The sequence below is a fragment of the Streptomyces endophyticus genome, assembly GCF_035798155.1.
GTDB classification, from domain to species: Bacteria; Actinomycetota; Actinomycetes; order Streptomycetales; family Streptomycetaceae; genus Streptomyces; species Streptomyces endophyticus.
This window is the reverse complement of record NZ_JAOZYC010000117.1, coordinates 1-21,469: the sequence shown is the minus strand read 5'-3', so window position 1 is coordinate 21,469 and position 21,469 is coordinate 1. Positions and strand designations below refer to the sequence as shown.

The window sequence follows — 21,469 nt, the reverse complement described above, 5'->3', positions numbered from 1 at the left end:
AACGCAGGTTCAACGTAGATTCTCCCTCGCCCAGTCCTCGAAGCGGGTCAGCGGCAGGCCCAGCGCACGCGCGAACTCCGGGCGGCCCGGCTGGCCCGCGGCGTTGATGAAGGCACCGGAGGCACCCATGGGCGGCATTCCGGCGGCGAGGGCCTGCTCCAGGGTCAGGTCCGGCGCGGTGATGTGCCGGTCGAGCACGCGGCCGAGGACCTCGGCGACCTCCGCCATCGACCGGTACTCACTGGCCAGTTCGAGCTCCACCTCGTGGAAACGGTCCGGGTCCGCGAGGGCGGCGGCAGCCGCGGTGCCGATGTCGGTGACCGCGGTGAGGGAGAGCCGGGTGTCGGGCTTGATGAGGGTGATCAGGCCGCCCTCGATGCCGCGCGGGAAGAGGTAGGCCATGGAGGGCAGCAGGTTCTCCATGAAGAAGCCCGGCTTGAGGAGGGTCCAGCGCGGGAAGCCGGCCTTGCGGACCAGGTCCTGGATGGCGGCCTTGGTGTCGAAGGTGGGAGCCATGAAGTCCCAGCGGCCCTCGGCCCAGCCGGGGACCTCGGTGTGCTGCCCCGCGCCGGCGACGGTGGTCTGCACGAACTGCTCGATCCCGGCGGCCCGGGCGCCTTCGACGAGGTTGGTGGCCTGGGTCAGCTCGTTGTCGAAGTCGGCGCCCTCGGCGGTGAAGGCGGGCATCTGGACCGAGAAGACGGCGCGGGCCCCCTCGGCGGCGCGCGTCACGGAGGCGCGGTCCAGGAGATCGCCGGTGACGAGCTGGGCGCCGAGTGCGGCGACGTCGCGGGCCCGGTCGGTGCCGGGGTCCCGGACCAGGGCGCGCACGGGGACACCCGCGGCGAGCAACGCGCGGGCGGTGGCTCCGCCCTGGCGGCCGGTGGCGCCGGTGACGAGTACGTGGGCGTGGGCCAGTGGCGGGTTGGTGGGCGGTGTGGTCATGAGAGAACTCCTTCGGCATACGCAACGCATACGCAGCGCATGCGCACACGCATACGGCCGTCCGCCGACAGGCGTCGGCCAACGAAAACGGCGGGGCCCGCCGTTTCTGTTGGGATACGATATGGCGGGCCCCGCCACTTAGCAATCCTGGAGCTGATCACATGGTCGAGCGGCAGCGTGCCGACGCCCGGCGCAACTACGAGCGGATCCTCGCCGTGGCCGAGGAGGAGGTCGCCGCGCGGGGTGCGGACGCCTCGCTGGAGCAGATCGCACGCGTGGCAGGGGTCGGCTCAGCGACCGTACGCAGACACTTTCCGACCCGGCGGGCCCTACTGGAGGCGGTCTCCCAGCATCGAATCGAGGCGCTGTGCGCACGGGCACGAGAGCTCGATGCCCGGAAGGGCGACGACGGGGACGACGACAGCGGGAAAGGCGACGGCCGGAAGGGCGACGGTCGTGAAGCGCTGCTGGAGTGGCTGGGCGACGTGGTCGCCTACTGCGTCACCGCACGCGGGCTGGCGGCGGCCCTCTCGTACGACGAGGGACACGACCCCGTAGGGGGCAACTCCTGCGCGGCAGCGCTGATCGAGGCGGGCGAGCCACTGCTGCGCGGCGCCGCGCGGGAGGGCGCGGTGACGCCGAAGGTCACGGTCGAGGACCTGATCACCCTGGCCGTCGGCCTCGCCCTCGCCACGGAACACCACCCCGACCCCACCGCCCGCGCCGACGCACTGCTCGGCCTCGCGGTGGCGGGGATCAGCCCGGAACGGGACTGACCACAGGCGGTCGAGGACTCAGACAGGGCTGCTAGTCACGGGCGCGCCTCTCGGGGCAGCCCGAGGACGCGCTCGGCGATGATGTTGCGCTGGATCTCGTTCGAGCCAGCGTAGATGGTGTCGGACCGGGAGAACAGGAACAGCCGCTGCCAGTCGTCGAGATCGTAGGGTTCGCCGGCGGCGAGCAGCCCGTCGGCGCCGCACACGTCCATGGCGAGTTCGCCGAGTTCACGGTGCCAGGTGGCCCAGTAGATCTTCCCGATGGAGGCTTCGGGGCCGGGGGCCCCGGCCGCGGCTCCGTCGAGCATGCGCAGCGCGTTGAACCGGATGGTCTCCAGGCCGATCCAGGCGCGGGCGAGCCGGTCGCGGATCAGGGGGTCCTCGGCGCTGCCGTTGCGGCGGGCCAGGTCGATCAGGGTCTCCAACTCCCGGCGGAAGCCGACCTGTTGGCCGAGCGTGGACACGCCGCGCTCGAAGCCGAGCGTGGCCATGGCGACCTTCCAGCCCTCGCCGGGTGCGCCGACGATGTTCGACGCGGGCGTGCGGGCCTGGTCGAAGAAGACCTCGTTGAACTCGCTGGTGCCGGTCAGCTGGGTGATGGGCCGGATGTCGACGCCCGGCTGGTCGAGCGGGACCAGCAGGTAGGACAGCCCCTTGTGGCGTACGGATCCGGGGTCGGTGCGGGCCACCACGAAGCACCAGTCGGACTCGTGGGCGAGCGAGGTCCAGATCTTCTGTCCCGTCACCGTCCATGTCTCGCCGTCACATTCGGCCCTGGTGCGCACATTCGCCAGGTCCGATCCGGCGTCCGGCTCGCTGTAGCCCTGGCACCACAGCTCCTCGGCCCGCACGATCGGCGGCAGGAACCGGGCGCGCTGTTCAGGGGTACCGAAGGCGATGAGGGTCGGGCCGAGGAGCTGTTCGCCGATGTGGTTGACCCGGGCGGGGGCGTCGGCGAGGGCGTACTCCTCGTGGAAGGCGACCTGCTGTTCGAGGGTGGCGCCGCGGCCTCCGTGCTCCACCGGCCAGCCCACGCAGGTCCAGCCGGCGGCGGCCATGTGGCGCTCCCAGCCGAGCCGTTCGGCGAGCACCTCGTGCTCGCGGCCCGGCCCGCCGCGCCCCCGCAGGGCTGCGAACTCGCCGGTGAGGTTGGCCCGCAGCCAGCTGCGAACCTCGGCACGGAACTCCTCGACGCTGGTCATGGACGTACGCTAACCTACCAAACACTTGTTAGGGAAGGAGAGGCGGATGTCTGCTGTCCAGGACACGAGCCAGGGCATGAGGCTGACGCGCGAGCACGAGGAACTTCGTTCCGCTGTCCGGTCACTGCTCGGCCGGCACGAGGGCGCGGACGCCTGGCAGCCGCTGACCGAGCAGATAGGCGTCGCGGCGCTCGCCGTACCGGAGAAGTACGCGGGGGCCGGGTGCGGGGCGGTCGAAGTGCACGTCGTGATGGAGGAGTTGGGCCGGGCCCTGAGCCCCGTCCCCCTTCTGGGCTCGGCCGTACTCACCGCGCAGGCCGTCCTCGCCACCGGGGACGACGACGCCTGCGCGCGACTGCTCCCCGGCATCGCCGACGGCAGCACCGTCGCGTCCCTGGCCTGGGCGGAGGACGGCTCGTGGGACCCGGCGCGCATCAGTTCGCGGGCCACGCCGGGCGCCGAGGGGACCTGGCGGCTGCACGGCGTCAAGCAGCGTGTGCTCGACGGAGCCGAAGCCGATGTGCTGCTCGTGACCGCCCGCACCGACCGCGGCGTCTCACTCTTCGAGGTGGCACCACGGCAACCGGGCGCGCGGGTCGAGCCCTGCGTGACCATGGACCAGACCCGGCCGCTGGCCCGGTGGCGGTTCGAGGCTGCCGAGGCGCGGCTCGTCGGGACGGACGGCGAGGGGACCCTGGCGCTGGAGCGTGCCCTGGACCTCGCCTGCGCGGCCCTGGCGGCCGAGCAGGTCGGGGCCGCCGAGAGATGCCTGGAGCTGACGGTCGCGTACGCCATGGAGCGTGTCCAGTTCGGCCGGCCCATCGGCTCCTTCCAGGCCGTCAAGCACCGACTGGCGGACGCCTACGTACTGGTGGAGTCGGCGCGGTCGGCGGCTCTGGGCGCCGCGTTCGCGGCGGCGGACTCACCCGACTTCACCAGGTACGTATCGGTCGCCAAGTCCGCGTGTTCGGAGGCCTTCTCGGCGGTGGCGGGCGAGATGATCCAGCTGCACGGCGGCATCGGCATCACCTGGGAACACGACGCCCACCGCTACTTCAAGCGGGCACACGGATCCTCCCAACTCTTCGGAACACCGGCGTGGCACCGCCGACGACTCACCGAAAGCCTCGGCCTCCTCCCCTAGCAGGAGCAGGAGCAGGAGCAGGAACGAGAGCGGGCCCGGGCTCACCCCTGCGGCGTCCACACCTTCGGTCAGTCACGCCGGAAGCGTCCCCGTCGCGACCACCTGCGCGTACCAGTGGGCGCTGGCCTTCGGGGTGCGGGTGCCGGTCGGGTAGTCGACGTGGACCATGCCGAAGCGCTTGCTGTAGCCGTAGCCCCACTCGAAGTTGTCAAGGAGAGACCACAGGAAGTAGCCGCGGACGTCCGCGCCTGCGGACATCGCGCGGTGCACGGCGGCCAGGTGGTCGCGGACGTAGGCGATGCGTTCCGGGTCGTTGACGTTGCCGTCGGGGCCCGCGTAGTCGTGGAACGCGGCGCCGTTCTCGGTGATCACCAGAGGCAGACCGGAGTGCTCGGCGCCCAGGCGGAGCAGGAGTTCTTCGAGCCCCGAGGCATCGATCGTCCAGCCCATCGCGGTCTTGTCACCGGGCGTCGGGTGGAAGGCGACCCGGTCCGCGCCCACCCAGGGGCTGTGCGTACTGGCACCGTGGCCGTCGCTGCCGTGCGCCGGGTCGCCCTCGGAGACCAGGGTCGGCGAGTAGTAGTTGACGCCCAGGAAGTCCAGCGGCTGGTGGATCGCGGCCAGATCGCCGTCCTCGACGAAGGACCAGTCGGTCAGCGGCGCGGTGTCCTTCAGCAGGTCCTCGGGGTACTCGCCGCGCAGCATCGGGCCGGTGAAGACCCGGTTGGCCAGCGCGTCGATGCGTCGGGCGGCGTCCGTGTCCCCATCAGCGTCGGTCAGCGGGCGCACGTGGTGCACGTTGAGCGTCACCGAGACCTCGGAGGCCGGGCGCAGGTGCGAGCGCAGTGCCTGAACGGCGAGGCCGTGGCCCAGGTTGAGGTGGTGGGCGGCGCGCAGGGCGGCGACCGGCTCGGTGCGGCCGGGGGCGTGCACGCCGGACGCGTAACCGAGGAAGGCGCTGCACCAGGGCTCGTTGAGAGTGGTCCAGGTGTCGATGTGGTCGCCCAGGCCCTCGGCGGCCAGCGCCGCGTACTCGGCGAACCGCTCGGCGGTCTCCCGGACCGGCCAGCCGCCCAGGTCCTCCAACTCCTGTGGCAGGTCCCAGTGGTAGAGCGTGGCGACCGGCTTGATGCCCTGCTCGCGCAGCGCGTCGGCCAGGCGCCGGTAGAAGTCGAGGCCCTTCTGCAGGGCCGGGCCGCGGCCGGTCGGCTGGATGCGCGGCCAGGCGAGCGAGAAGCGGTACGCCTTGACGCCCAGGCCGGCCATGATGTCGACGTCCTCGGCCCAGCGGTGGTAGTGGTCGCAGGCGATGTCACCGGTGTCGCCGTTGAGGACCTTTCCGGGAGTACGCGCGTAGGTGTCCCAGATGGACGGGGTGCGGCCGTCCTCCTGGGCGGCTCCCTCGATCTGGTACGAGGCGGTCGCCGTGCCCCACAGGAAGTCGGCGGGGAACGTGAGCGCGGATGACATAGCGGGCTCCTACGGGGTGAACAGGCGGGAAGAGAAGGGGAGTTGAGATGGCAGTGTGTCTACGGGGGCCGTGGCTCAGCCCTTGACGGCGCCCTGCATGATGCCGCCGACGATCTGCCGGCCGAAGACCACGAACATCGCGAGCAGCGGCAGCGTGCCGAGCAGCGCGCCCGCCATGATCAGGGACTGGTCGCGGACATAGCCGGCGCTCAGCTGCGTGAGCGCCACGGGCACGGTCGGGTTGGTCATGTCGAGGGCGATGAACGGCCAGAAGAAGTCGTTCCAGGCGTGCACGAACGTGATCATGAAGATCACGGCCATGGGGGCGCGGGCGATCGGGAGCACGATGGACCAGAAGATGCGCAGCGAGTGCGCGCCGTCGACCCGGCCCGCCTCGACGAGCTCGTCGGGCAGTGCCTCGGCGAAGTACTGGCGCATGAAGAACACGCCGACCGCGCTGACCAGCGTCGGGAAGATGACGGACGGCAACTGCTGACCCCAGCCGAGGTCGCTCATCATCATGAACAGCGGCACCACGCCCAGTTGGGGCGGCACCATCATGGTTCCGATGACGACCATGAGCAGGGCGTTGCGGCCCTTGAAGCGGAGCTTGGCGAAGGCGAACCCGGCCAGGGTCGCGAAGAGCACGGTGGACAGCGAGATGGCGCCGGCCACGATCAGCGAGTTCATCATCGCCTTGCCCATGGCGGCCTCGGTCCAGGCCCGGGAGAGATTGCTGAAGAGGTTCGGTCCCGGCAGGAACGGCGGCGGGGTCCGCGAGATCCGGGCGCTGTCGGAGGAGGCCGCGACCAGCGTCCAGTAGAGCGGGAAGAGCGAGACAAGGGCGGTGAATCCGAGCAGGACGTAGGTGAGGGGTCCCGCGTGGTGCTGTTTGCCCGCGCCCTGCCTCAGGCGCCTGCGGCGGGCGGGTGCGGAACGCTCGACGGCGCTGCGGCCTGCGGCGCCGGTGCGGACCGGAGCGGTGTCGGTGGTCATGGCGTGACTCCCCGGTCAGTGCTTGCGGTTGCGCAGGCGCGAGATGACGCGCTGCAGGACGAAGACGAGGACGAGCAGCAGGAACATCGCCCAAGCCACGGTGGCCGCCCGGCCCATCTGGTAGTTCTTCCAACCCTCTTCGTAGAGCAGCAGGCCGAGCGTCTGGTACTGGTTGTTGGTGCCACCGGTGACGCCGTTGGGGCCCTGGCCGAAGATCAGTGGTTCGCCGAAGAGTTGGGTGGCGCCGATCGTCGAGAGGACGATGGTGAAGACGATCGTCGCCCTGATGCCGGGGACCGTGACGGTGCGGAACTGCTGCCAGCGGTTGGCCCCGTCGATGGCGGCGGCCTCGTAGCGCTCCAATGGCACGGCCTGCATGGCGGCCAGGTAGAGCAGGGCGTTGTAGCCGGTCCAGCGCCAGATCACGATGGCGGAGATGGCGGTCTGGGAGGCCCCGGTGGAGTTCTCCCAGTCGATCGGGTCGATGCCCACCAGGCCGAGACCCCAGTTGATCATGCCGAAGTCGCGCTGGAAGAGCATCGTGAAGACGAGCGCCGCGGCGCCGACCGAGGTGGCGTACGGGGTGATGGCGGCGACCCGGAAGAAGGTCGAGCCGCGCATCCGGTAGTTGAGCAGGTGCGCCAGGCCCAGGGCCATGAGCAGCTGCGGGACCGTGGAGATCACACCGATGGTGATGGTGTTGCGCAGCGCGTTCCAGAACCGGTCGTCGGCGAGCAGCGCGGTGTAGTTGTCCAGGCCCCGCCATGTCATGACGTCGAAGGTGGACAGCTCGACCTGGTGGAGGGAGATCCAGGCGGTGTAGATCAGCGGGTAGAAGCTGAACGCCGCGAAGATGACGAAGAAGGGGGCGATGAACGCGTACGGTGCGCCCTTCACATCGAGGCGGTGCAGCAGCGGAATCTTCGAACGGGCCTTGCTGGAACCGTCCGGCCGCACGGGCGAGCCGTGTGCCGGAGGCGGCTCGGCGGACGAGCCAAGCTGGGTGGAGGTGGCCACCGGGGTCCTTCCGTCGGACGGGTGGGCTGGCGGGATGGGCGATGCGGCGGCGGGGTGAGCGATGCGGCGGCGGGTGGGTGCGGCCGGCAGGACCCGGCCGCACCCACCCGGTGCCGTACGCGTCAGCCGACGGCCTTCTTGACGCGCTCGTCGGTGGTCTTCCAGGCCTGAGCCGGGGACTTGCCGTTCTCGACCAGCTGGAGGCCCTGCGAGAAGGCGTCCTTGATGGTGCCGTCCTTGCGGCCGAGGACCTGTTCGGCGGGCACCTCGTTGGCCGCCTCCCCGAAGATCCGGCCGGTCGGGGCGCCGGAGAAGTACTCCGACTTGGCGTCCTTCACCTTCGGGTCCTCAAGTGCGGTCTTGGAGGACGGGAAGTTGCCCAGCTTCTCGAAGAGGTAGGCCTGCTGCTCGGGGGCGGTCAGCCACGCCACGAGCTTCTTGGCCTCGTCCTTCACCGGGCTCTTCTCGGTGACCCCGAGGAAGGAGCCGCCCCAGTTGGCGCCCTTGGGGGCCTTGGCCACGTCCCACTTGCCCTTGTTGGCATCCCCCGCCTTGTCGCTGATGTGCGCGAGCATCCAGGCCGGGCAGACGGTGGTGGCGAAGGTGCCGTTGGCGAGCCCCGGGTCCCAACCCGGCTGGAACTGCGGCAACTTGGCGGTCAGGTCCTTCTGGGCGGCCTCGGTCGACAGGTCCCAGGCCGCCTTGATCGCCGGGTTGGTCTTGTAGATCAACTGGCCGGACTTGTCGTAGTACTGCTCGGAGTTGCCGTAGACCATGGCGTTGAACAGGCCGGACGCCGAGTCCAGATACGAGACCTTCTTGTCCTTGTTGCCCTTGGCGAACTTCTCGCCGGTCTCGACGTACTTGGCCCAGTCCCCCGCCCACAGCTTGCCGACCTTCTCGCGGTCGGTGGGCAGCCCGGCCTGCTCGAACAGGTCCTTGCGATAACAGACCGCCATCGGCCCCGTGTCCGTGCCGAGGCCGAGGACCTTGCCGTCCTTCGTGGTGATCTGGCCCTGCTTCCACGGCTGGAAATGGCTGATGCCCTTGGTGCCGGCGAAGTCCGTGAACTTGTCGGCCTGCGTCTCGGTCATCTCCTTCGCCCGCGCCACCTCGATGCCCTGGACGTCCTTGAGTCCCGAACCGCTGGCGAGGTGGGTCTGGAGGGCGGTGTAGTACGTCTGCTCGTCGCCGGCCGCCTCGGCCTTGACGGTGACGTTCGGGTGCGCCTTCTCGTACTTCTCGATCAGGCCGGTCTCCTTGAAGCCCATCACCCCGTACAGCCCCATGGTGATGGTGACCTTGCCGTCCTCGACGCCGCCGCCGGTGGCGCTCGCGCCCCCTCCGCCGCAGCCCGCGAGCAGGGCGCTCGCCGCCGTGCAGGCCAGCACAGCTGTGACTTTTGTACGCAGTTTCCGCTCGACCTTGAGCATGAACGTCCTCCCTGAGACGGCGCCGACGCACCGGTGGCACGAGTCGGCCCGAAGCCCGGCCGACCGCGGCAGGCACCATCAAGTTCCCAGCTCAGAGCAGGTTTACCGGAGGCCGACGAACATGGTTCACGGCCTCTGGTGCACCTACTGAAGAGCTGGTGGGAACGTGCCCACTGAGTTGCTGGAAGACTGGCTGCCCGACAACTCCCGTGTCAAGAAGTCGAATCCAGCTCGTTTCCAGCTCGTTATCGACGGGCGCTTCCGGGAAGGGGCCACGGAGCGGGCAGAATCGGGCCGACAACTGGCAGAATGCGCAGGCCGGGAGGGGGCCGGGAGGGCCGAGCACCCAACAGGGCGGCCCTGAAGGGGAATTGGAGGATCCGGAACGATGAGCGGCGACGCGAAACGAGAGTCGACGGGCCGGGGGCAGGCTCGGCAGGACAGTCGGGAACAGGTCGCACACCGGGAACAGGTCGCGCGCGGGGAACAGGGCACGCGCGAGGGGCACGGCAGGCACGAGGAGCACGGCACGCACGAGGAGCACGGCACGCGCCCGCACCCCGAACCGGCCAAGGCGACCGGTTCCCGGCCGACCATCAAGACCGTGGCGGCCCTTGCCGGTGTCGGGCGCACCACCGTCTCCCGCGTGGTGAACGGCTCGGAGCTGGTCAGCGAGAAGGCACGGGAGGCCGTACTCAGCGCCATCGCGGAACTGGGCTACGTTCCCAACTCGGTCGCCCGCGGCCTGGTCACCAGCCGGACCAACGCCGTCGCCCTGGTCATCCCCGAGTCGGAGAGCCGGCTCGGCTCGGAGCCCTACTTCTCGGCAGTGATCCGCGGGGTGAGCGCCGCGCTCGCCGACACGCGCACCCAGCTCCAGCTGACGCTCGTCCGCGACCAGGCCGAACGCGACCAGCTCACCCAGTCCGTCGCCGAACGCCGGGTCGACGGCGTGCTGTTGGTCTCGGTGCACGAACACGACGCGCTGCCGGGCCTGTTGGAATCGGCCGGCCTGCCGACCGTCCTCGCGGGCCGCCGCCGCGAGGACGACCCGCTCAGCTACGTCTGCGCCGACAACCGGGGCGGGGCCGCCACCGCCGTGCGCCACCTCCTGGACCGCGGTCGGCGCCGCATCGCCACCGTCGCGGGCCCCCAGGACATGGAGGTCGGCCGCGGCCGGCTGCGCGGGTGCCAGGAAGCGCTCATGGAGGCCGGCATCCCGACCGAGGAACACCTGGTCGCGGTCGGGGACTTCACCGAGGAAGGGGCCCGCACGGCGATGCGTTCGCTACTTGAACGCGCCCCGGACCTGGATGCGGTGTTCGCCGCCTCCGACCTGATGGCCGCGGGCGTCCTCCTCGAACTGCGTGCCCAGGGGCGCCGTGTACCGGAGGACGTCTCGGTCGTCGGCTTCGAGGACTCCTACCTCGCCCGCCACACCAATCCGCCGCTCACGACGGTCCGCCAGCCCACGGAGGAGATCGGCGGCACGATCGCGCGCACCCTTCTGCACGAGATCGAGAACCCCGCCGTTCCTCGCACCCGGCTCGTGCTCGATACGGAGCTGGTGGTGCGGGAGTCGTCGTGACTCGGTCGGGCGCACCTCGCCCGGCCGGGTGCGGTGTCAGTTCAGCAGGGCAGCCGCATGAAGAGGGTGACGGTCGCGCCGCCCGTCTCAGCGGAGATCGTGAGTTGGTCCGTGACGAGGGTGGCGATCCACAGTCCGCGTCCTGCGGCATGACCCCCGATGCCGGGAGCCAGGGAAGGGATGACATCCGCGGTGAAGCCGGGCCCGGTGTCATGGATGCGGCATTCGAGGTGACCGTCGGCGCGTCGCAGGAACAGCGTGCCGCTACCGGTGGCGTGCTCGATGGCGTTGGTGGCCACGGCGTCGACGGCCACGATGAACTCGCCGCGCCGTGGCTCGGGCAGCCCTTCGCGATCCGCGTACTGGTCGACGAGCATGCGCAGCCGGGGCAGGTCGTCTTGAGTGAAGGGACAGTCCAGCAGAGTGACGGTGGGATGATCGCGGGGTCCGGGCGATTCCATCAGCGGCTCACCTCACTGATGAGCAGGTTGGGCAGGCTCTCGGCGTGTACCCGGCGCAGTATGCGGGCCGCTGTCGGATGGCAGCGCACCTCGATGAGGTCGTGCGCGGCGGACACGGCCAGCCGCAGCAGGTCCACGGCGCACGCGGCGCTCAGGAAGATGACCTGGGACAGGTCCACCGTCAGCCGCCCCGCATCCGCACTGCGCGCCAGTCCCTCGCGGACGGCGACGATGAACTGGTCACGGGTGGCGATGTCCGCCTCACCGGCCAACCGCACGATGGTGCCCACCTGTTCGGTGTGCAGGGCTCCGAGGCGGGGCAGCAGCCGGCACGGGTGCGCCTCGTGCATCGCGGTGAGGACTTCGGGGGCGAACCAGCGGCTGTCGTAGGCGCAGATCTCGGTGTAGGGGCGGCCGGTGAACAGATGGTGTGCGTGGGACTCGCGGTGCATCATGACCGCGACGTCGGCGTTCAACTCCCCCACCCAGTGCATGTCGATATAGGTGCGAAGACCGCGGTAGCCCTCCTTCAGTGCGAGGTCGGTCTCCTCTTCGATGCGCTCCCACTGCCGTTCGGGGGTGAAGTCGTGGGCGGGGTGGATGAGCGTGCGCATGCTCGTCACCACCAACTGTCCGCGGTCGCGGGCGGCGCCCAGCAACGGTCCCGGGGCATCAAGGCGGTTCCACACCTCGTCCTCCGCCAGCTGCGGGGCGGCGAAGACCATCACCTTCTCGCGCTGGGCGAGCCCCGACCACGCGAACGCGGACGCCACGTCGCGGCCCGCGTCATCGTCGTCGTAGCCGACGAAGGCATGGTCGCCCGCCCGCAGCTGCTGCACCGGAATCGTGCCGACGGTCACCGCATCCTCAGCGTCGGCCACCACTCACCTCCAAGCCTCAGGAATGCTCCGGGCCTACGCTAGCGAGCCACTCTGCACGAGGAGACATCGTCCCGAGCAGCAGCACCTGAACGACTGAACGACCGCTGGAGGTGACCAGACAGGCATGAAAATGTGCGAACTTCACCGACTTCTGTCGGTGGTGGGTCCGATGCGGGCCAGTGCGCCTGTCTCCAGGGCCGTCCACAGGGCGCCGTCCGGGCCCACCGTGATGCCGTGCGGTTCGCAGGCCGGGGTGGGCAGGTCGTGGGAGGTGATCTTGCCGTCGGGGGTGATCGAGCCGACGCGGTTGCCGCCCCACTCGGTGAACCAGGCGGTTCCGTCGGCGTCGGTGGTGACGGCGTGCGGGCGGGCCGAGCGGTCGGGCAGCGGGTACTCGGTGATCCGGCCGTCGGGCGCTCTGCGGCCGATCTGGCCGGCCGCGATCTCGGTGAACCAGACGGCGCCGTCCGGGCCCACGACGACACCCACCGGCGCGGCCGCGGCAGTGGGCAGTTCGTGGACCGTGATGCGGCCGTCCATGTCGATGCGGCCGATGGCGTTGGCCTGATTCATGGTGAACCACATGGCGCCCCCGCCTCCGTCCCTGTCCCCGTTCACGTCCGCCGCGATCGCGGAGGGGAACGCGCCGGTCATCGGCAGCGGGTACTCCGTGACCGTTCCGTCAGTGGTGAGGCGGCCGATGCGGTCGGCGGTGGTCTCGGTGAACCACAGCGCGCCGTCCGGCCCCGCGGCGATCCCGAAGGGGCCGCACTGCGCGGTCGGCGGCGCGAACTCGCTCACCTGGCCGGCCGTCGTGATCCGGCCGATCCGGTGCGCCTGGTATTCGGTGAACCACAGTGCTCCGTCGGGCCCGTTGGTGATGACCGTCGGGCCGCTGTCCGGGGCGAGTTGATGACTCGTCGGCTCCTGTCCCGGGACGAGCCTGCCGATCCGGCCGCTGTGCACCATGGTGAACCACAGCGCGCCGTCCGGTCCTGTGGTGATCGCGTACGGGCCGCTGTCGCGACCGGACACCACGTACTCCTCGATGGCCCAATTCGTCATAGCTGCTCCAGTCCTTCGGCGGCGGTGACCACCGTGTCCCCGATGGCACGGTACTTGCCGATGATCAGCCGTTCCGGACCATAGGCATACAGCACGTTGCGCCGCACGAAGTCGGTCGCGCCATCGGGGTCGTCGTCGTAGGTGAAGTCGGGCAGCGGGTGGAGGGTGGCCGGGTCGGGGGTCCGGGAGGTGTTCGGGTGTGAGGTCACGCGGGAGTCTCTCCAGGGTGGTTCGTGTGCGGCGGTCGGAGCACCGGAACCGATGAGGCACGCGCCTTCCTCACGGCCCGGCAGGCCGGTACTCGGCATGCGGAGCGAGCGGCCCGGGAACAACGGCCGGTCCTGTCGCGGCCGTTGACCCTGAGGTTCATGATGCGGGGCCGTGAGGGGAACCGGGGGTGGGTTCAGGAATGTCGGCGTGCCCCAGGCACGGTCCTCACTGCCCGGAACCCGGTCCGGAGGCGCCGGGGATACGGACGCCGGCGGCGCGGAGCCTTGCCTCGACGAACGCGGCGAGGCGGGCTGTGGCCGGTGCCTGTTCCTCGCCGAGGTGGGCGATCAGTTTGTACCGGGTCGCGGCCTCGGTCCGGGCCTGGAGGCCGGTCACGATCTTCAGTTGGGCGGGGCTGGCGAGGTAGTGGTCGGCCATGTCGGTGGCGAGTTCAGCGATACGCGGGTCGTCGGGGGCCCAACTCACGGACTCCGCGGCGCGTTTGCTCAGGGCGAGGAAGCGGGAGTCCTCCAGGGCGTGCTCGACATCGGCGAGGTAGTCGTCGAAGCCGTCGGGGACCAGGGCCTTGGCGAGTACGAGACCGTCCCGGGCGGCCTCCACCTCCGCCGGGGTGAACCCCAGCTCCGCCATGCGCTCCAGGAGCACCACGGCACGGTCGGGCAGCAACGCCCGGTTGCCGTCGGCCAGTCGGTGCAGGGTGTCACGTCGGGTGGTCAATTCCGCGATGCGCTGGGTGAGTTGCTGCTCCACGTCGTCGAGTGCGGCCGCGAACCGCGCCGCGTCGGCATCGAGCAGCGGGCCTATCTCGGCGAGCGGCACCCCGGCGGTGGCCAGCGTGCGGACCTGGACCAGCCGCAGCAGATCGTCCGATCCGTAACGCCGGTATCCGGAGGTGTCTCGTTCCGGTTCCTCTGCCAGTCCGAGCTTGTGGTAGTGCCGCACCGTCTTCACCGTGACACCGACGAACACCGCCGCCTGCCCGATCGTGACACCGTTCCGCATCCGTTCGACCCACCCTGTTCTCGAGGTTCAGACCGACGGCCGGTCGGCGTCGGTGCTCCCGCCGACGAACACCTCGTCGACCAGCCGCTGCGTCGCCTGCTGGAAGGCCAGGGCCGCGGAAAGATCGGCGTCGTCCGCGTAGTTGACCGCGGCGGTCATGGTAGTGCCGCCATCGGGCGTGCTGTACATCAACGCCGCGTGACCTGCAGCGCCACCGTTGTGGGTGATGACGGTGCCGCCTTCCCCTGTGTCCTGCACGAACACGCCCAAGCCGTAGCCCATGCCCGGAGCGGGCGTCGGGCGCGTCGCGCACATCTCGGCCAGCAGATGGGCCGGCAGCAGCTTGCCGCTCACCAGCGCGGAGATGAACGTGCGCAGGTCCTCGGTGGTCGACACCATGTCGCCGCCGCTGGAGATCCAGGAGGGGTTCTGGCTGGTGACATCGACCGTCCGCACCTCGCCGGCCTCCTCGTACCGGTAGTAGGCGTGCGCATGCGGCTCCGCGATCTCCGTCTGGGTCGTCGGTGCCATGGTGCCCGAGAGCCCGAGCGGCTCCAGGATCAGCCGCCGCATCTCCTCGGCGACCGGGCGGCCCGCCACCCGCTCGATCAGGAGCCTGGCCAGCACGTAGTTGGTGTTGGAGTAGCTCCAGTCCGCACCCGGTTCGAACCGTGCCGGCTTCGACAGCGCCAGCCGTACCAACTCCTCCGGCCGGTACGTCGCGAAGCGGTTGTCCACCCACTCCTTGCCGGCGGTGGTGGCGGGGATACCCGGCACGACCGTCCCGTCCGGGTAGTACTCGCCGGTGAAGTTGAACACCCCGCTCGTGTGCTGGAGCAGCATCCGGACCGTGATCCGCCGGTCCAGGCCGAACTCGGGCAGGTAGTCGGCCACCGGGGTGTCGAGCCCGATCCGGCCCTCGGCGACCAGTTGCAGTACGAGAGTCGCGGTGAACGTCTTGGTGTTGCTGCCGATCCGGACGTGGCCGTCGACCGGCGGCTTCGCGGCCTCGCCCAGCTTGCTCACCCCTGCGCTGCCGACCCACTCGCCCCGCTCGTCGTGCACGCGGAGCGTGATCCCGATGATGCCGGAGTCAACGATGTCCTGCAGCGCCTTGCGGAGTTCCGGACGGTCCTGGCCGGTCGCGGCGAGGCCCTCAGCGGTGTTGCGTGTCGTCTTCGACATGGCGGTTGCTCCCTTGAAGGTCAGGTTCTGCGCCCCGTGGTGTGGCGATACGGGGAGCTTGCACCCTGACCCAAGGTCAACCTCAACTGTGACGTGGGTCACTCCCTGGGGGCCGCGCGGCAGTCAGGATGCGTTCAGGTTTCTCCTGGCAGCGTCTGCGCGCATGACATCCGAAATCTCCGAGACCTCATCCGTCACAGGTGCGCCGTCGGCGTCCGTGGGTCGCCGCCTGCGCTGGAACAAGGTTCCCGAAGTCACCGCCTACTTCTGGATCATCAAGGTGCTGTGCACCACGGTCGGCGAGACCGCCGCCGACCTGCTCAACGAGCAGCTCGGGCTCGGCCTGACCGGCGTATCGCTGCTGATGAGCGTGGTGTTGGCGGTCGCGCTCGTCGCCCAGTTCCGCACCGGTTCCTACCGGGCCGGCGTCTACTGGACGGCGGTCGCCCTGATCAGCATCGTCGGGACCCTGGTCAGCGACAACCTCACCGACAACCTCGGTGTGCCGCTGGAGGCGAGCACCGCGGCGTTCGCCCTGTGCCTGGCCGTCGTCTTCGCGCTCTGGTACCGCAGCGAGCGGACCCTGTCCATCCACAGCGTCGACACCGTCCGCCGCGAGTGCTTCTACTGGCTGGCCGTCCTGTTCACCTTCGCGCTCGGCACCGCCGCGGGGGACCTGGTCGCCGAGCGGATGGCCGTGGGGTACTGGCTCTCCGCGGTGCTGTTCGCCCTGGCGATCGCCGCCGTCGCGGTGGTGCACTTCGCGCTCGGCCTGAACGCGGTGTGGAGCTTCTGGATCGCCTACGTACTCACCCGCCCGCTGGGCGCGTCGATGGGCGACTATCTCTCGCAGCCGACCGCGGGTGGCGGCCTCGGCCTGGGCACGGTCGTGACCAGTGTGCTGTTCCTGGCGGTGATCCTTGCCCTGGTCGTCCGTCTCGCCGTGACCCGCAGGGACGTCACCGAGCCGGCACGAAGGGCCCAGCAGGCCACCTGACCTCGGCGCCCCCGGGAGCCCGGTCAGGCCGGCGGCAGCCGCACGGTGAACCGGGCCCCGGGAGTGTGCTGTTCGTCGAAGTGCACCTCGCCGCCCACGGAGCGGGCCAGGCGCCGCGCCAGCGGCAGGCCGAGGCCCGCTCCGCCGTGCCCGTCGCCGGGATCGGCGCGGCGGCCGGGGACGAAGAGCTGCCCGGCGAACGGCGGCGGCACCCCCGGCCCGTCGTCGCTGACGTCGATGCGTACGCCGTCGCCTTCGGACCGGGCATGCACCGACACCTGCGCGTGGGCGTGGCGCAGGGCGTTGGCCAGCAGCGGGCTGACGATCCGTTCGAGCAGGGCGGCGTCGACGCCGGCCTGAAGGCGCGGCTCCTGGCTCGTCACGGTGAGCGTCAAGTGGCCCGGTGGGTGGAGCCGTTGGGCCGTGCGGCGCAGCGCGGGCAGGGCCTCGGCGGTACCCGGGGCGGCGGACGCCTCCTCGCGGGCATCGCGCAGCAGGGTGTCACAGATGGTGTGCATGCATGTCGCCGCGTCGGAGATCGCCAGATGGGTGGCCCGGGTGTCGGCGGGCGTGCGGGGGCGGGCCTGCCACCAGTCGAGTTCGGCGATGATCCGGCTGAGCGGGGTACGCAGTTCGTGCGAGAGCTCCGCGGTGAGCTGCCGCTCGTGGCGCAGCAGGGCGCGGATGCGGTCGAGCAGCGCGTCCAACGACCAGCCCAGGCGGGCGAGTTCGGCGGGGAGCCGCGGCGGCGATCCGAAGCGTTCCCCGGCAGCGACGGCGCCCCACTGGGTGGCCTGGTCGGTCATCGCGCGCACCGGGCGCAGTGCGCAGCCGACGGCCAGCCGGGTCAGGGCGTAGGTGCAGGCGAGCATCACGGCGTCCAGCGCGAGCGAGCCGTACAGCAGGGTGTCCGCCGACGTCCGGTACGGGGTCAGGTCGAGGGCGGTGACGATGGTGGCACCGCCCGTCCGGGCCGCGCCGCCCGTCCGCCCTCGGAGGGGAAACGCGCACAGCCGCACCTCTCTCGGATCACCGGCGTCGACGCACGGGCGTCCGCCTTCGGTGACCAGGGCACGGACCCGTCGGCCGACGGGGCTGTCCGGGGTGGCGTTCGGGGGCCGCTCGATCAGGCGACTGCCGTCGTAGATCCATACGTTGCTGTCGAGGAGGTCGTCGTGGGCGCCCTCGTGGACCCGGACGGCGGGCCCGCTCGTGTCGACGGTGGTGGCGACGGCGGCGGCGCGGGTCGTCAGTTCGTCGTCCGCCTGGTGCTGAAGGTGCTGTTGGGCCACCGCGTTGAACGCGACGGTGAGGACCGTGATGAGGAGGGTGGCGCTGGTGAGTGCCACCAGGGAGAGGCGGCCGCGCAAGGTGCGGGGCCCGAAGCGGGGCAGCGGTCTCATGACAGGCGGTGGCCGACCCCGCGGGCCGTGCCGATGGTGCGGGTGCTGCCCGCGTCCCGCAGCTTGCGGCGCAGCCGGGTGAGGTACTGGTCGAGGGTGTTGTCGTTGACCCGGGCGCCGTCCGGCCAGGCCGCTCGGACCAGGTCGCGGCGGCGCACCAGGTCCCCGGAGGCTGCCATGAGCGCGGCCAGCAGGCGGAACTCCGTTGGCGTCAGGCCGAGTTCGCTGCCGTCGACGGTGCAGCGGTGCCGCACCGCGTCCAGCGTCAGGCCGCCGCGGTCCACCGCCTGTGCGGGGGCGGATCGTCTGAGCGCGGCGCGGAGCCGGGCGGCGAGTTCGGTGAGGTGGAACGGCTTGGGCAGGTAGTCGTCGCCGCCCGCCGAGAAGCCCGAGAGGCGATCGGTCAGCCGGTGATGGGCAGTCAGGAAGACGACGGGGAAGGTGAGTCCGTTCGCCCGCATCGCCTGGCACACGTCGCGGCCGTCCGCGTCGGGCAGCCCCACGTCAAGCACGGCGGCGGCGAGATCGGCGGAGGCCAGGCGCAGCGCGGTCGCGCCGTCCGGAGCGGGCAGCGGCTCGAACTCCTCGTCGCGCAGGCCGCGTAGCAGCACGTCGCGCAGCGCGTGATCGTCCTCAACGACCAGGATCTTGTGGCGCATGGCCCTCCACCGATTCGCTCGACGTGTGCGCCACACTGGGGATGAACCGCTCGGGCAGCCACCAGGATGCGGCGCACAGGCACAGCCCGGCCCAGCCGATGGCGAACAGCCAGCCGCCGAGCACATCGGTGCCCCAGTGCACGGCGAGCGTGGTCCGGGTCAGCCCGACCGCGATGCCCCAGACCGCGACCACGCCGGTGAGCGGGTTCTTGCCGCGCGGCGCCCGGATGCGTACGGCGAGGATGACGAGGCCCGCGGCGAGGGCTGCCGTGGCGCTGTGTCCGGAGGGGAAGGCCCAACCGGAGGCGTGCGCCGCCCAGTCGGCGTGCGGCGGGCGGGGCCGCTGGACGAGCATCATCACGCCGAAGCGCAGGGCCTGGCCCGCGGCGAGGCATGCCAGTGCGAGGACGGCGGCGGCCAGCCGCTGCCGCGCCGTGTGCCCGACGAAGAGGGCCGCCAGGACGACCAGGGCGTAGGGGATGACGCCGGTGCCGGTGGCGCTCACGCCACGGGCGAGCGCCTCCACCTCGGCCGGGCGGTGGTGCAGGGACCAGGTCAGCACCGCGTCGTCCGGCGCCAGTGGGGCACCGGAGCGACCGATCACGATCATGGCGAGGAGGCCGAAGGCGACCCAGGCGCCGAGCCCGACGCTGCCCGCGAAGTCCGCGGCTTCTTTGCGGTTCATGGCGCCGTGAGCAACAGAAAGCGCAGCCGGGAGGTGGCGAGCCGCTGGGCCAGGGACGGTCGTCGCCGCAGCACGGACATGCCTACCAGGGCGACACCGGCGCCGACGGCGAAGCCTGCCGCGACGTCGTGCGGGTAGTGCGCCCCCACCCAGACCCGGGACGCGGCCATGGCCAGCGCGGCGACGGCGGCGAGCGCGCCGAGCCGGCGCGAGACGAACCACACCGCGACCGCGGCCGCCGCGGCGATGGCCGCGTGATTGCTCGGGAAGGACCAGTCGTCCGGCGCCGGGCAGGCCTCCAGCGTGGTCAGATGCAGGCTGCGGCAGGGGCGCGTCTCACGCACCGCCGACTTCACCAGCAGGTCCACGGCGAACGCCACGACCACCAGCACCGGTGCGGCCAGTGCCGTGACCGCCGCCTCGGCGCTCACCGTGCGCGCCCTCCACCACCCCCAGACCATGAGCAGCGCGAACAGCACCAGACCGTAGGTCGACCAGAGGGCGACCGCCCCGTCCAGCCAGCCCGGCGTCCGCCCGGCGAGGCGCACCACGTCCGCGTACACGGAGCCGTCGACCGACGACCCGTCGAAGCCCGCGCTCATCGCTCAGCCACCTTGGCCGAGCGGCGTGCGCGGTACAGCTCCGCGGCGAGCGGCAGCAGCGAGACGACGACGATCAGCGCGACCAGCGGCAGCAGGTAGCGGTCCACGTTCGGGACCGACGAGCCGAGCGCGTACCCGGCCAGCGTCAGCCCCAGGGACCAGACCAGGCTGCCGACCACCTGCCACAGTGTGAACGTGCGCAGCGGCACCCCCAGGGCACCCGCCATCGGGTTGAGCACGGTGCGCACCACCGGCACGAACCGGGCCAGCACCACCGCTCTGCCGTGCCCGTACCGCTCCAGGAGTTCCTCGGCCCGCCGCGCCCCTTCGTGCAGCCGCTGCGAGTGGCTGCGCTCCAGCAGCGCCCTGCCGCCCTTGCGGCCCAGCAGGTAGCCGGCCTGCGCACCGGCCAGAGCGCCGACGGCGGCCGCCGCCAGGAGGGGGCCGAGTGGCAGGTGCAGGCTGCCGCCGGTGTCGGTGGCGAGCAGTCCGGCCGTGAAGAGCAGCGAGTCGCCGGGCAGGAAGAACCCGATCAGCAGCCCGGTCTCCGCGAACAGTACGACCGCCACCCCGAGCACGCCGAAGGCGGACAGCAGGGAACGGGCGTCCAGCACATTGACAGCGAGCTGCGACGATAGGTGGATGGCTGGGGTCATCGCCGTGAGCCCTCGCATTCTGCTCGTGATCGGCCGGAGGCAGCACACGGCGCCCGGCAACGACTACAATCGTGTAGACGGTCTACTTGACTGTAGACGATAGCGGGGTGAGGACCGTTCCATGACCGACACCGACAGCAACGACGAACGCCGACCGGCCGGCGAACTGGAGGCCGCCGTCATGGCCGCCCTGTGGGCCGCGGGCAGCCCGCTCACGCCCGGCCAGGTACAGGCCGACCTCGCGCGCGGGCTCGCACGCACCACGGTGACGACGATCCTCACGCGGCTGTTCGACAAGGGCGTGGTCGGGCGCGACCGCCAGGGGCGCGGCTTCGCCTACTTCCCGGTGCAGGACGCGCCGGGGCTGACGGCGCGGCGCATGCACACGGCGCTCGACCGGGACGCCGACCGGGCATCGGTCCTGGCGCGCTTCGTCGACCAACTCAAGCCGGATGACGAGCAGTTGCTGCGCCGGCTCCTCGAGGGCGAGGACTCGTGACCCCACTGATCCTGCTCCTGGTGCCGCTGCTCCTGCCATTCGCGGCCCGGCCACTGGCCCGGTACGCCGTTCAGCGCCTGGCCCCGGCCGCGGCGCTGTACGTACTCACCGCGTGCTCCCTCCTCCTGGCCGCCGCCTCGGTGACCGCACTGGGCACCCTCGTGCTCACCGGGCTCCTCACCCTCCCCGGCCTGGCCCCCCTGGCCGAACTCGTCCACCCCCTGCACACCCCCTCCAGCCTGATCGTCCTGCCCGTGGCCGCCGCGGCCACGGGCGCACTTGCCATCAGCGCGTGGACGCTGACCCGATGGACCGTGCGCCAACTGCGCGCCTTCCGCTCGGCGACCCGCGCGGCCGACCATCGCCCCACCGCCGGCGACCTGTGCGTCATCGAGTCTCCGCACCCCGACGCGTACGCCCTGCCCGGCCGCCCGCACCGCGTCGTCGTCACCACCGGGATGCTGCGCAGCCTGGACGCCGCCGAACGCGACGCCCTCCTCGCCCTGACCGGCGACGGCACCGCCGCCAACCCGCTTCACGTCAAGGAGACCCTGCGATGAGCACCCTCACGT

22 protein-coding genes and 1 pseudogene are annotated in these 21,469 nt (G+C 71.1%); 6 read left to right on the top strand and 17 right to left on the bottom strand.

Annotated elements, in window-relative coordinates; all coding sequences use genetic code 11:
- Positions 1-9 precede the first annotated feature (9 nt).
- Positions 10-945 carry an NmrA family NAD(P)-binding protein gene (locus OKJ99_RS17740; protein ID WP_326017403.1) on the bottom strand — a complete coding sequence of 312 codons (936 nt, stop codon included), beginning with the start codon at positions 943-945 and terminating at the stop codon, positions 10-12.
- Between the two features lie 161 nt (positions 946-1,106).
- On the opposite strand from OKJ99_RS17740, the gene OKJ99_RS17735 reads away from it, so the two are divergent.
- On the top strand, positions 1,107-1,721 hold the full coding sequence (locus OKJ99_RS17735) for a helix-turn-helix domain-containing protein (protein ID WP_326017401.1): 615 nt from the start codon (positions 1,107-1,109) through the stop codon (positions 1,719-1,721).
- A 35-nt stretch (positions 1,722-1,756) separates the two neighbouring features.
- Here the strand turns inward: OKJ99_RS17735 and OKJ99_RS17730 are convergent, their stop codons facing one another.
- Positions 1,757-2,923, bottom strand: a complete 1,167-nt coding sequence (locus tag OKJ99_RS17730; protein ID WP_326017399.1) for an acyl-CoA dehydrogenase family protein — start codon at positions 2,921-2,923, stop codon at positions 1,757-1,759.
- Positions 2,924-2,969: 46 nt separating this feature from the next.
- On the opposite strand from OKJ99_RS17730, the gene OKJ99_RS17725 reads away from it, so the two are divergent.
- Positions 2,970-4,067: an acyl-CoA dehydrogenase family protein gene (locus OKJ99_RS17725; RefSeq protein ID WP_326017397.1), complete on the top strand. Its 1,098-nt coding sequence runs from the start codon at positions 2,970-2,972 to the stop codon at positions 4,065-4,067.
- A gap of 72 nt (positions 4,068-4,139) precedes the next feature.
- Here the strand turns inward: OKJ99_RS17725 and OKJ99_RS17720 are convergent, their stop codons facing one another.
- From OKJ99_RS17720 to OKJ99_RS17705, 4 genes are all read right to left on the bottom strand, one after another.
- On the bottom strand, positions 4,140-5,537 hold the full coding sequence (locus tag OKJ99_RS17720) for a GH1 family beta-glucosidase (RefSeq protein ID WP_326017395.1): 1,398 nt from the start codon (positions 5,535-5,537) through the stop codon (positions 4,140-4,142).
- Positions 5,538-5,612: 75 nt separating this feature from the next.
- The gene (locus OKJ99_RS17715; RefSeq protein ID WP_326017393.1) at positions 5,613-6,533 is read right to left on the bottom strand and encodes a carbohydrate ABC transporter permease; all 921 of its coding nucleotides are present in this window, start codon (positions 6,531-6,533) and stop codon (positions 5,613-5,615) included.
- Between the two features lie 15 nt (positions 6,534-6,548).
- Positions 6,549-7,550 (bottom strand): carbohydrate ABC transporter permease, encoded by a 1,002-nt coding sequence (locus tag OKJ99_RS17710; RefSeq protein ID WP_326017391.1) that lies wholly within the window; start codon positions 7,548-7,550, stop codon positions 6,549-6,551.
- A 122-nt stretch (positions 7,551-7,672) separates the two neighbouring features.
- A complete protein-coding gene (locus tag OKJ99_RS17705) occupies positions 7,673-8,983 on the bottom strand; it encodes an extracellular solute-binding protein (RefSeq protein ID WP_326017389.1) in 1,311 nt (436 codons plus the stop codon).
- A 388-nt stretch (positions 8,984-9,371) separates the two neighbouring features.
- Between OKJ99_RS17705 and OKJ99_RS17700 the strand changes: the two genes are divergently transcribed.
- Positions 9,372-10,571, top strand: coding sequence for a LacI family DNA-binding transcriptional regulator (locus tag OKJ99_RS17700; RefSeq protein ID WP_326017387.1), 1,200 nt, complete (start codon positions 9,372-9,374; stop codon positions 10,569-10,571).
- Between the two features lie 41 nt (positions 10,572-10,612).
- On the opposite strand, the gene OKJ99_RS17695 is transcribed toward OKJ99_RS17700, so the two are convergent.
- The 6 genes and pseudogenes from OKJ99_RS17695 to OKJ99_RS17670 all read right to left on the bottom strand — a co-directional run bounded on the left by OKJ99_RS17695 (position 10,613) and on the right by OKJ99_RS17670 (position 15,396).
- Positions 10,613-11,032 carry an ATP-binding protein gene (locus OKJ99_RS17695; RefSeq protein WP_326017385.1) on the bottom strand — a complete coding sequence of 140 codons (420 nt, stop codon included), beginning with the start codon at positions 11,030-11,032 and terminating at the stop codon, positions 10,613-10,615.
- Complete coding sequence (locus OKJ99_RS17690; RefSeq protein ID WP_326017383.1) at positions 11,032-11,913, bottom strand: MEDS domain-containing protein; 882 nt, start codon at positions 11,911-11,913, stop codon at positions 11,032-11,034. Before OKJ99_RS17690 ends, OKJ99_RS17695 begins: the two co-directional genes overlap by 1 nt.
- A 141-nt stretch (positions 11,914-12,054) precedes the next feature.
- Positions 12,055-12,978 carry a virginiamycin B lyase family protein gene (locus OKJ99_RS17685; RefSeq protein WP_326017381.1) on the bottom strand — a complete coding sequence of 308 codons (924 nt, stop codon included), beginning with the start codon at positions 12,976-12,978 and terminating at the stop codon, positions 12,055-12,057.
- Between the two features lie 38 nt (positions 12,979-13,016).
- Positions 13,017-13,187: pseudogene (locus OKJ99_RS17680) on the bottom strand (antibiotic acetyltransferase); the annotation flags it as partial.
- 226 nt (positions 13,188-13,413) lie between these two features.
- Positions 13,414-14,211, bottom strand: coding sequence for a MerR family transcriptional regulator (locus OKJ99_RS17675; protein ID WP_326017379.1), 798 nt, complete (start codon positions 14,209-14,211; stop codon positions 13,414-13,416).
- Positions 14,212-14,238: 27 nt separating this feature from the next.
- Positions 14,239-15,396 carry a serine hydrolase domain-containing protein gene (locus OKJ99_RS17670; RefSeq protein WP_326017377.1) on the bottom strand — a complete coding sequence of 386 codons (1,158 nt, stop codon included), beginning with the start codon at positions 15,394-15,396 and terminating at the stop codon, positions 14,239-14,241.
- A gap of 163 nt (positions 15,397-15,559) precedes the next feature.
- Between OKJ99_RS17670 and OKJ99_RS17665 the strand changes: the two genes are divergently transcribed.
- On the top strand, positions 15,560-16,393 hold the full coding sequence (locus OKJ99_RS17665) for a COG4705 family protein (protein WP_326017375.1): 834 nt from the start codon (positions 15,560-15,562) through the stop codon (positions 16,391-16,393).
- A gap of 23 nt (positions 16,394-16,416) precedes the next feature.
- Here OKJ99_RS17665 and OKJ99_RS17660 read toward each other — a convergent pair whose 3' ends face one another.
- The 5 genes from OKJ99_RS17660 to OKJ99_RS17640 are packed head-to-tail and all read right to left on the bottom strand — an operon-like array spanning position 16,417 to position 20,398.
- Complete coding sequence (locus OKJ99_RS17660) at positions 16,417-17,796, bottom strand: sensor histidine kinase (protein WP_326017374.1); 1,380 nt, start codon at positions 17,794-17,796, stop codon at positions 16,417-16,419.
- Complete coding sequence (locus OKJ99_RS17655; RefSeq protein ID WP_326017372.1) at positions 17,793-18,455, bottom strand: response regulator transcription factor; 663 nt, start codon at positions 18,453-18,455, stop codon at positions 17,793-17,795. The genes OKJ99_RS17660 and OKJ99_RS17655 overlap by 4 nt, the downstream gene beginning before the upstream one ends.
- Entirely contained in the window at positions 18,430-19,140 is a 711-nt protein-coding gene (locus OKJ99_RS17650) for a phosphatase PAP2 family protein (protein ID WP_326017370.1), read from the bottom strand. Before OKJ99_RS17650 ends, OKJ99_RS17655 begins: the two co-directional genes overlap by 26 nt.
- The gene (locus OKJ99_RS17645; RefSeq protein WP_326017368.1) at positions 19,137-19,742 is read right to left on the bottom strand and encodes a phosphatase PAP2 family protein; all 606 of its coding nucleotides are present in this window, start codon (positions 19,740-19,742) and stop codon (positions 19,137-19,139) included. Before OKJ99_RS17645 ends, OKJ99_RS17650 begins: the two co-directional genes overlap by 4 nt.
- On the bottom strand, positions 19,739-20,398 hold the full coding sequence (locus OKJ99_RS17640; RefSeq protein WP_326017367.1) for a DedA family protein: 660 nt from the start codon (positions 20,396-20,398) through the stop codon (positions 19,739-19,741). Before OKJ99_RS17640 ends, OKJ99_RS17645 begins: the two co-directional genes overlap by 4 nt.
- Positions 20,399-20,519: 121 nt before the next feature.
- Between OKJ99_RS17640 and OKJ99_RS17635 the strand changes: the two genes are divergently transcribed.
- On the top strand, positions 20,520-20,897 hold the full coding sequence (locus OKJ99_RS17635) for a BlaI/MecI/CopY family transcriptional regulator (RefSeq protein ID WP_326017366.1): 378 nt from the start codon (positions 20,520-20,522) through the stop codon (positions 20,895-20,897).
- Entirely contained in the window at positions 20,894-21,457 is a 564-nt protein-coding gene (locus OKJ99_RS17630) for a M48 family metalloprotease (RefSeq protein ID WP_326017365.1), read from the top strand. Before OKJ99_RS17635 ends, OKJ99_RS17630 begins: the two co-directional genes overlap by 4 nt.
- Positions 21,458-21,469: the final 12 nt, after the last annotated feature.

What these genes read in the sequence shown, in the direction of transcription:
- OKJ99_RS17715 (WP_326017393.1), bottom strand. Translation starts at nt 6,533, where the DNA reads ATGACCACCGACACCGCTCCGGTCCGCACCGGCGCCGCAGGCCGCAGC.
- OKJ99_RS17640 (WP_326017367.1), bottom strand. Translation starts at nt 20,398, where the DNA reads ATGACCCCAGCCATCCACCTATCGTCGCAGCTCGCTGTCAATGTGCTG.
- OKJ99_RS17700 (WP_326017387.1), top strand. Translation starts at nt 9,372, where the DNA reads ATGAGCGGCGACGCGAAACGAGAGTCGACGGGCCGGGGGCAGGCTCGG.
- OKJ99_RS17720 (WP_326017395.1), bottom strand. Translation starts at nt 5,537, where the DNA reads ATGTCATCCGCGCTCACGTTCCCCGCCGACTTCCTGTGGGGCACGGCG.
- OKJ99_RS17705 (WP_326017389.1), bottom strand. Translation starts at nt 8,983, where the DNA reads ATGCTCAAGGTCGAGCGGAAACTGCGTACAAAAGTCACAGCTGTGCTG.
- OKJ99_RS17725 (WP_326017397.1), top strand. Translation starts at nt 2,970, where the DNA reads ATGTCTGCTGTCCAGGACACGAGCCAGGGCATGAGGCTGACGCGCGAG.
- OKJ99_RS17685 (WP_326017381.1), bottom strand. Translation starts at nt 12,978, where the DNA reads ATGACGAATTGGGCCATCGAGGAGTACGTGGTGTCCGGTCGCGACAGC.
- OKJ99_RS17665 (WP_326017375.1), top strand. Translation starts at nt 15,560, where the DNA reads ATGACATCCGAAATCTCCGAGACCTCATCCGTCACAGGTGCGCCGTCG.
- OKJ99_RS17655 (WP_326017372.1), bottom strand. Translation starts at nt 18,455, where the DNA reads ATGCGCCACAAGATCCTGGTCGTTGAGGACGATCACGCGCTGCGCGAC.
- OKJ99_RS17695 (WP_326017385.1), bottom strand. Translation starts at nt 11,032, where the DNA reads ATGGAATCGCCCGGACCCCGCGATCATCCCACCGTCACTCTGCTGGAC.
- OKJ99_RS17635 (WP_326017366.1), top strand. Translation starts at nt 20,520, where the DNA reads ATGACCGACACCGACAGCAACGACGAACGCCGACCGGCCGGCGAACTG.
- OKJ99_RS17735 (WP_326017401.1), top strand. Translation starts at nt 1,107, where the DNA reads ATGGTCGAGCGGCAGCGTGCCGACGCCCGGCGCAACTACGAGCGGATC.
- OKJ99_RS17660 (WP_326017374.1), bottom strand. Translation starts at nt 17,796, where the DNA reads ATGAGACCGCTGCCCCGCTTCGGGCCCCGCACCTTGCGCGGCCGCCTC.
- OKJ99_RS17650 (WP_326017370.1), bottom strand. Translation starts at nt 19,140, where the DNA reads ATGAACCGCAAAGAAGCCGCGGACTTCGCGGGCAGCGTCGGGCTCGGC.
- OKJ99_RS17730 (WP_326017399.1), bottom strand. Translation starts at nt 2,923, where the DNA reads ATGACCAGCGTCGAGGAGTTCCGTGCCGAGGTTCGCAGCTGGCTGCGG.
- OKJ99_RS17645 (WP_326017368.1), bottom strand. Translation starts at nt 19,742, where the DNA reads ATGAGCGCGGGCTTCGACGGGTCGTCGGTCGACGGCTCCGTGTACGCG.
- OKJ99_RS17740 (WP_326017403.1), bottom strand. Translation starts at nt 945, where the DNA reads ATGACCACACCGCCCACCAACCCGCCACTGGCCCACGCCCACGTACTC.
- OKJ99_RS17670 (WP_326017377.1), bottom strand. Translation starts at nt 15,396, where the DNA reads ATGTCGAAGACGACACGCAACACCGCTGAGGGCCTCGCCGCGACCGGC.
- OKJ99_RS17675 (WP_326017379.1), bottom strand. Translation starts at nt 14,211, where the DNA reads ATGCGGAACGGTGTCACGATCGGGCAGGCGGCGGTGTTCGTCGGTGTC.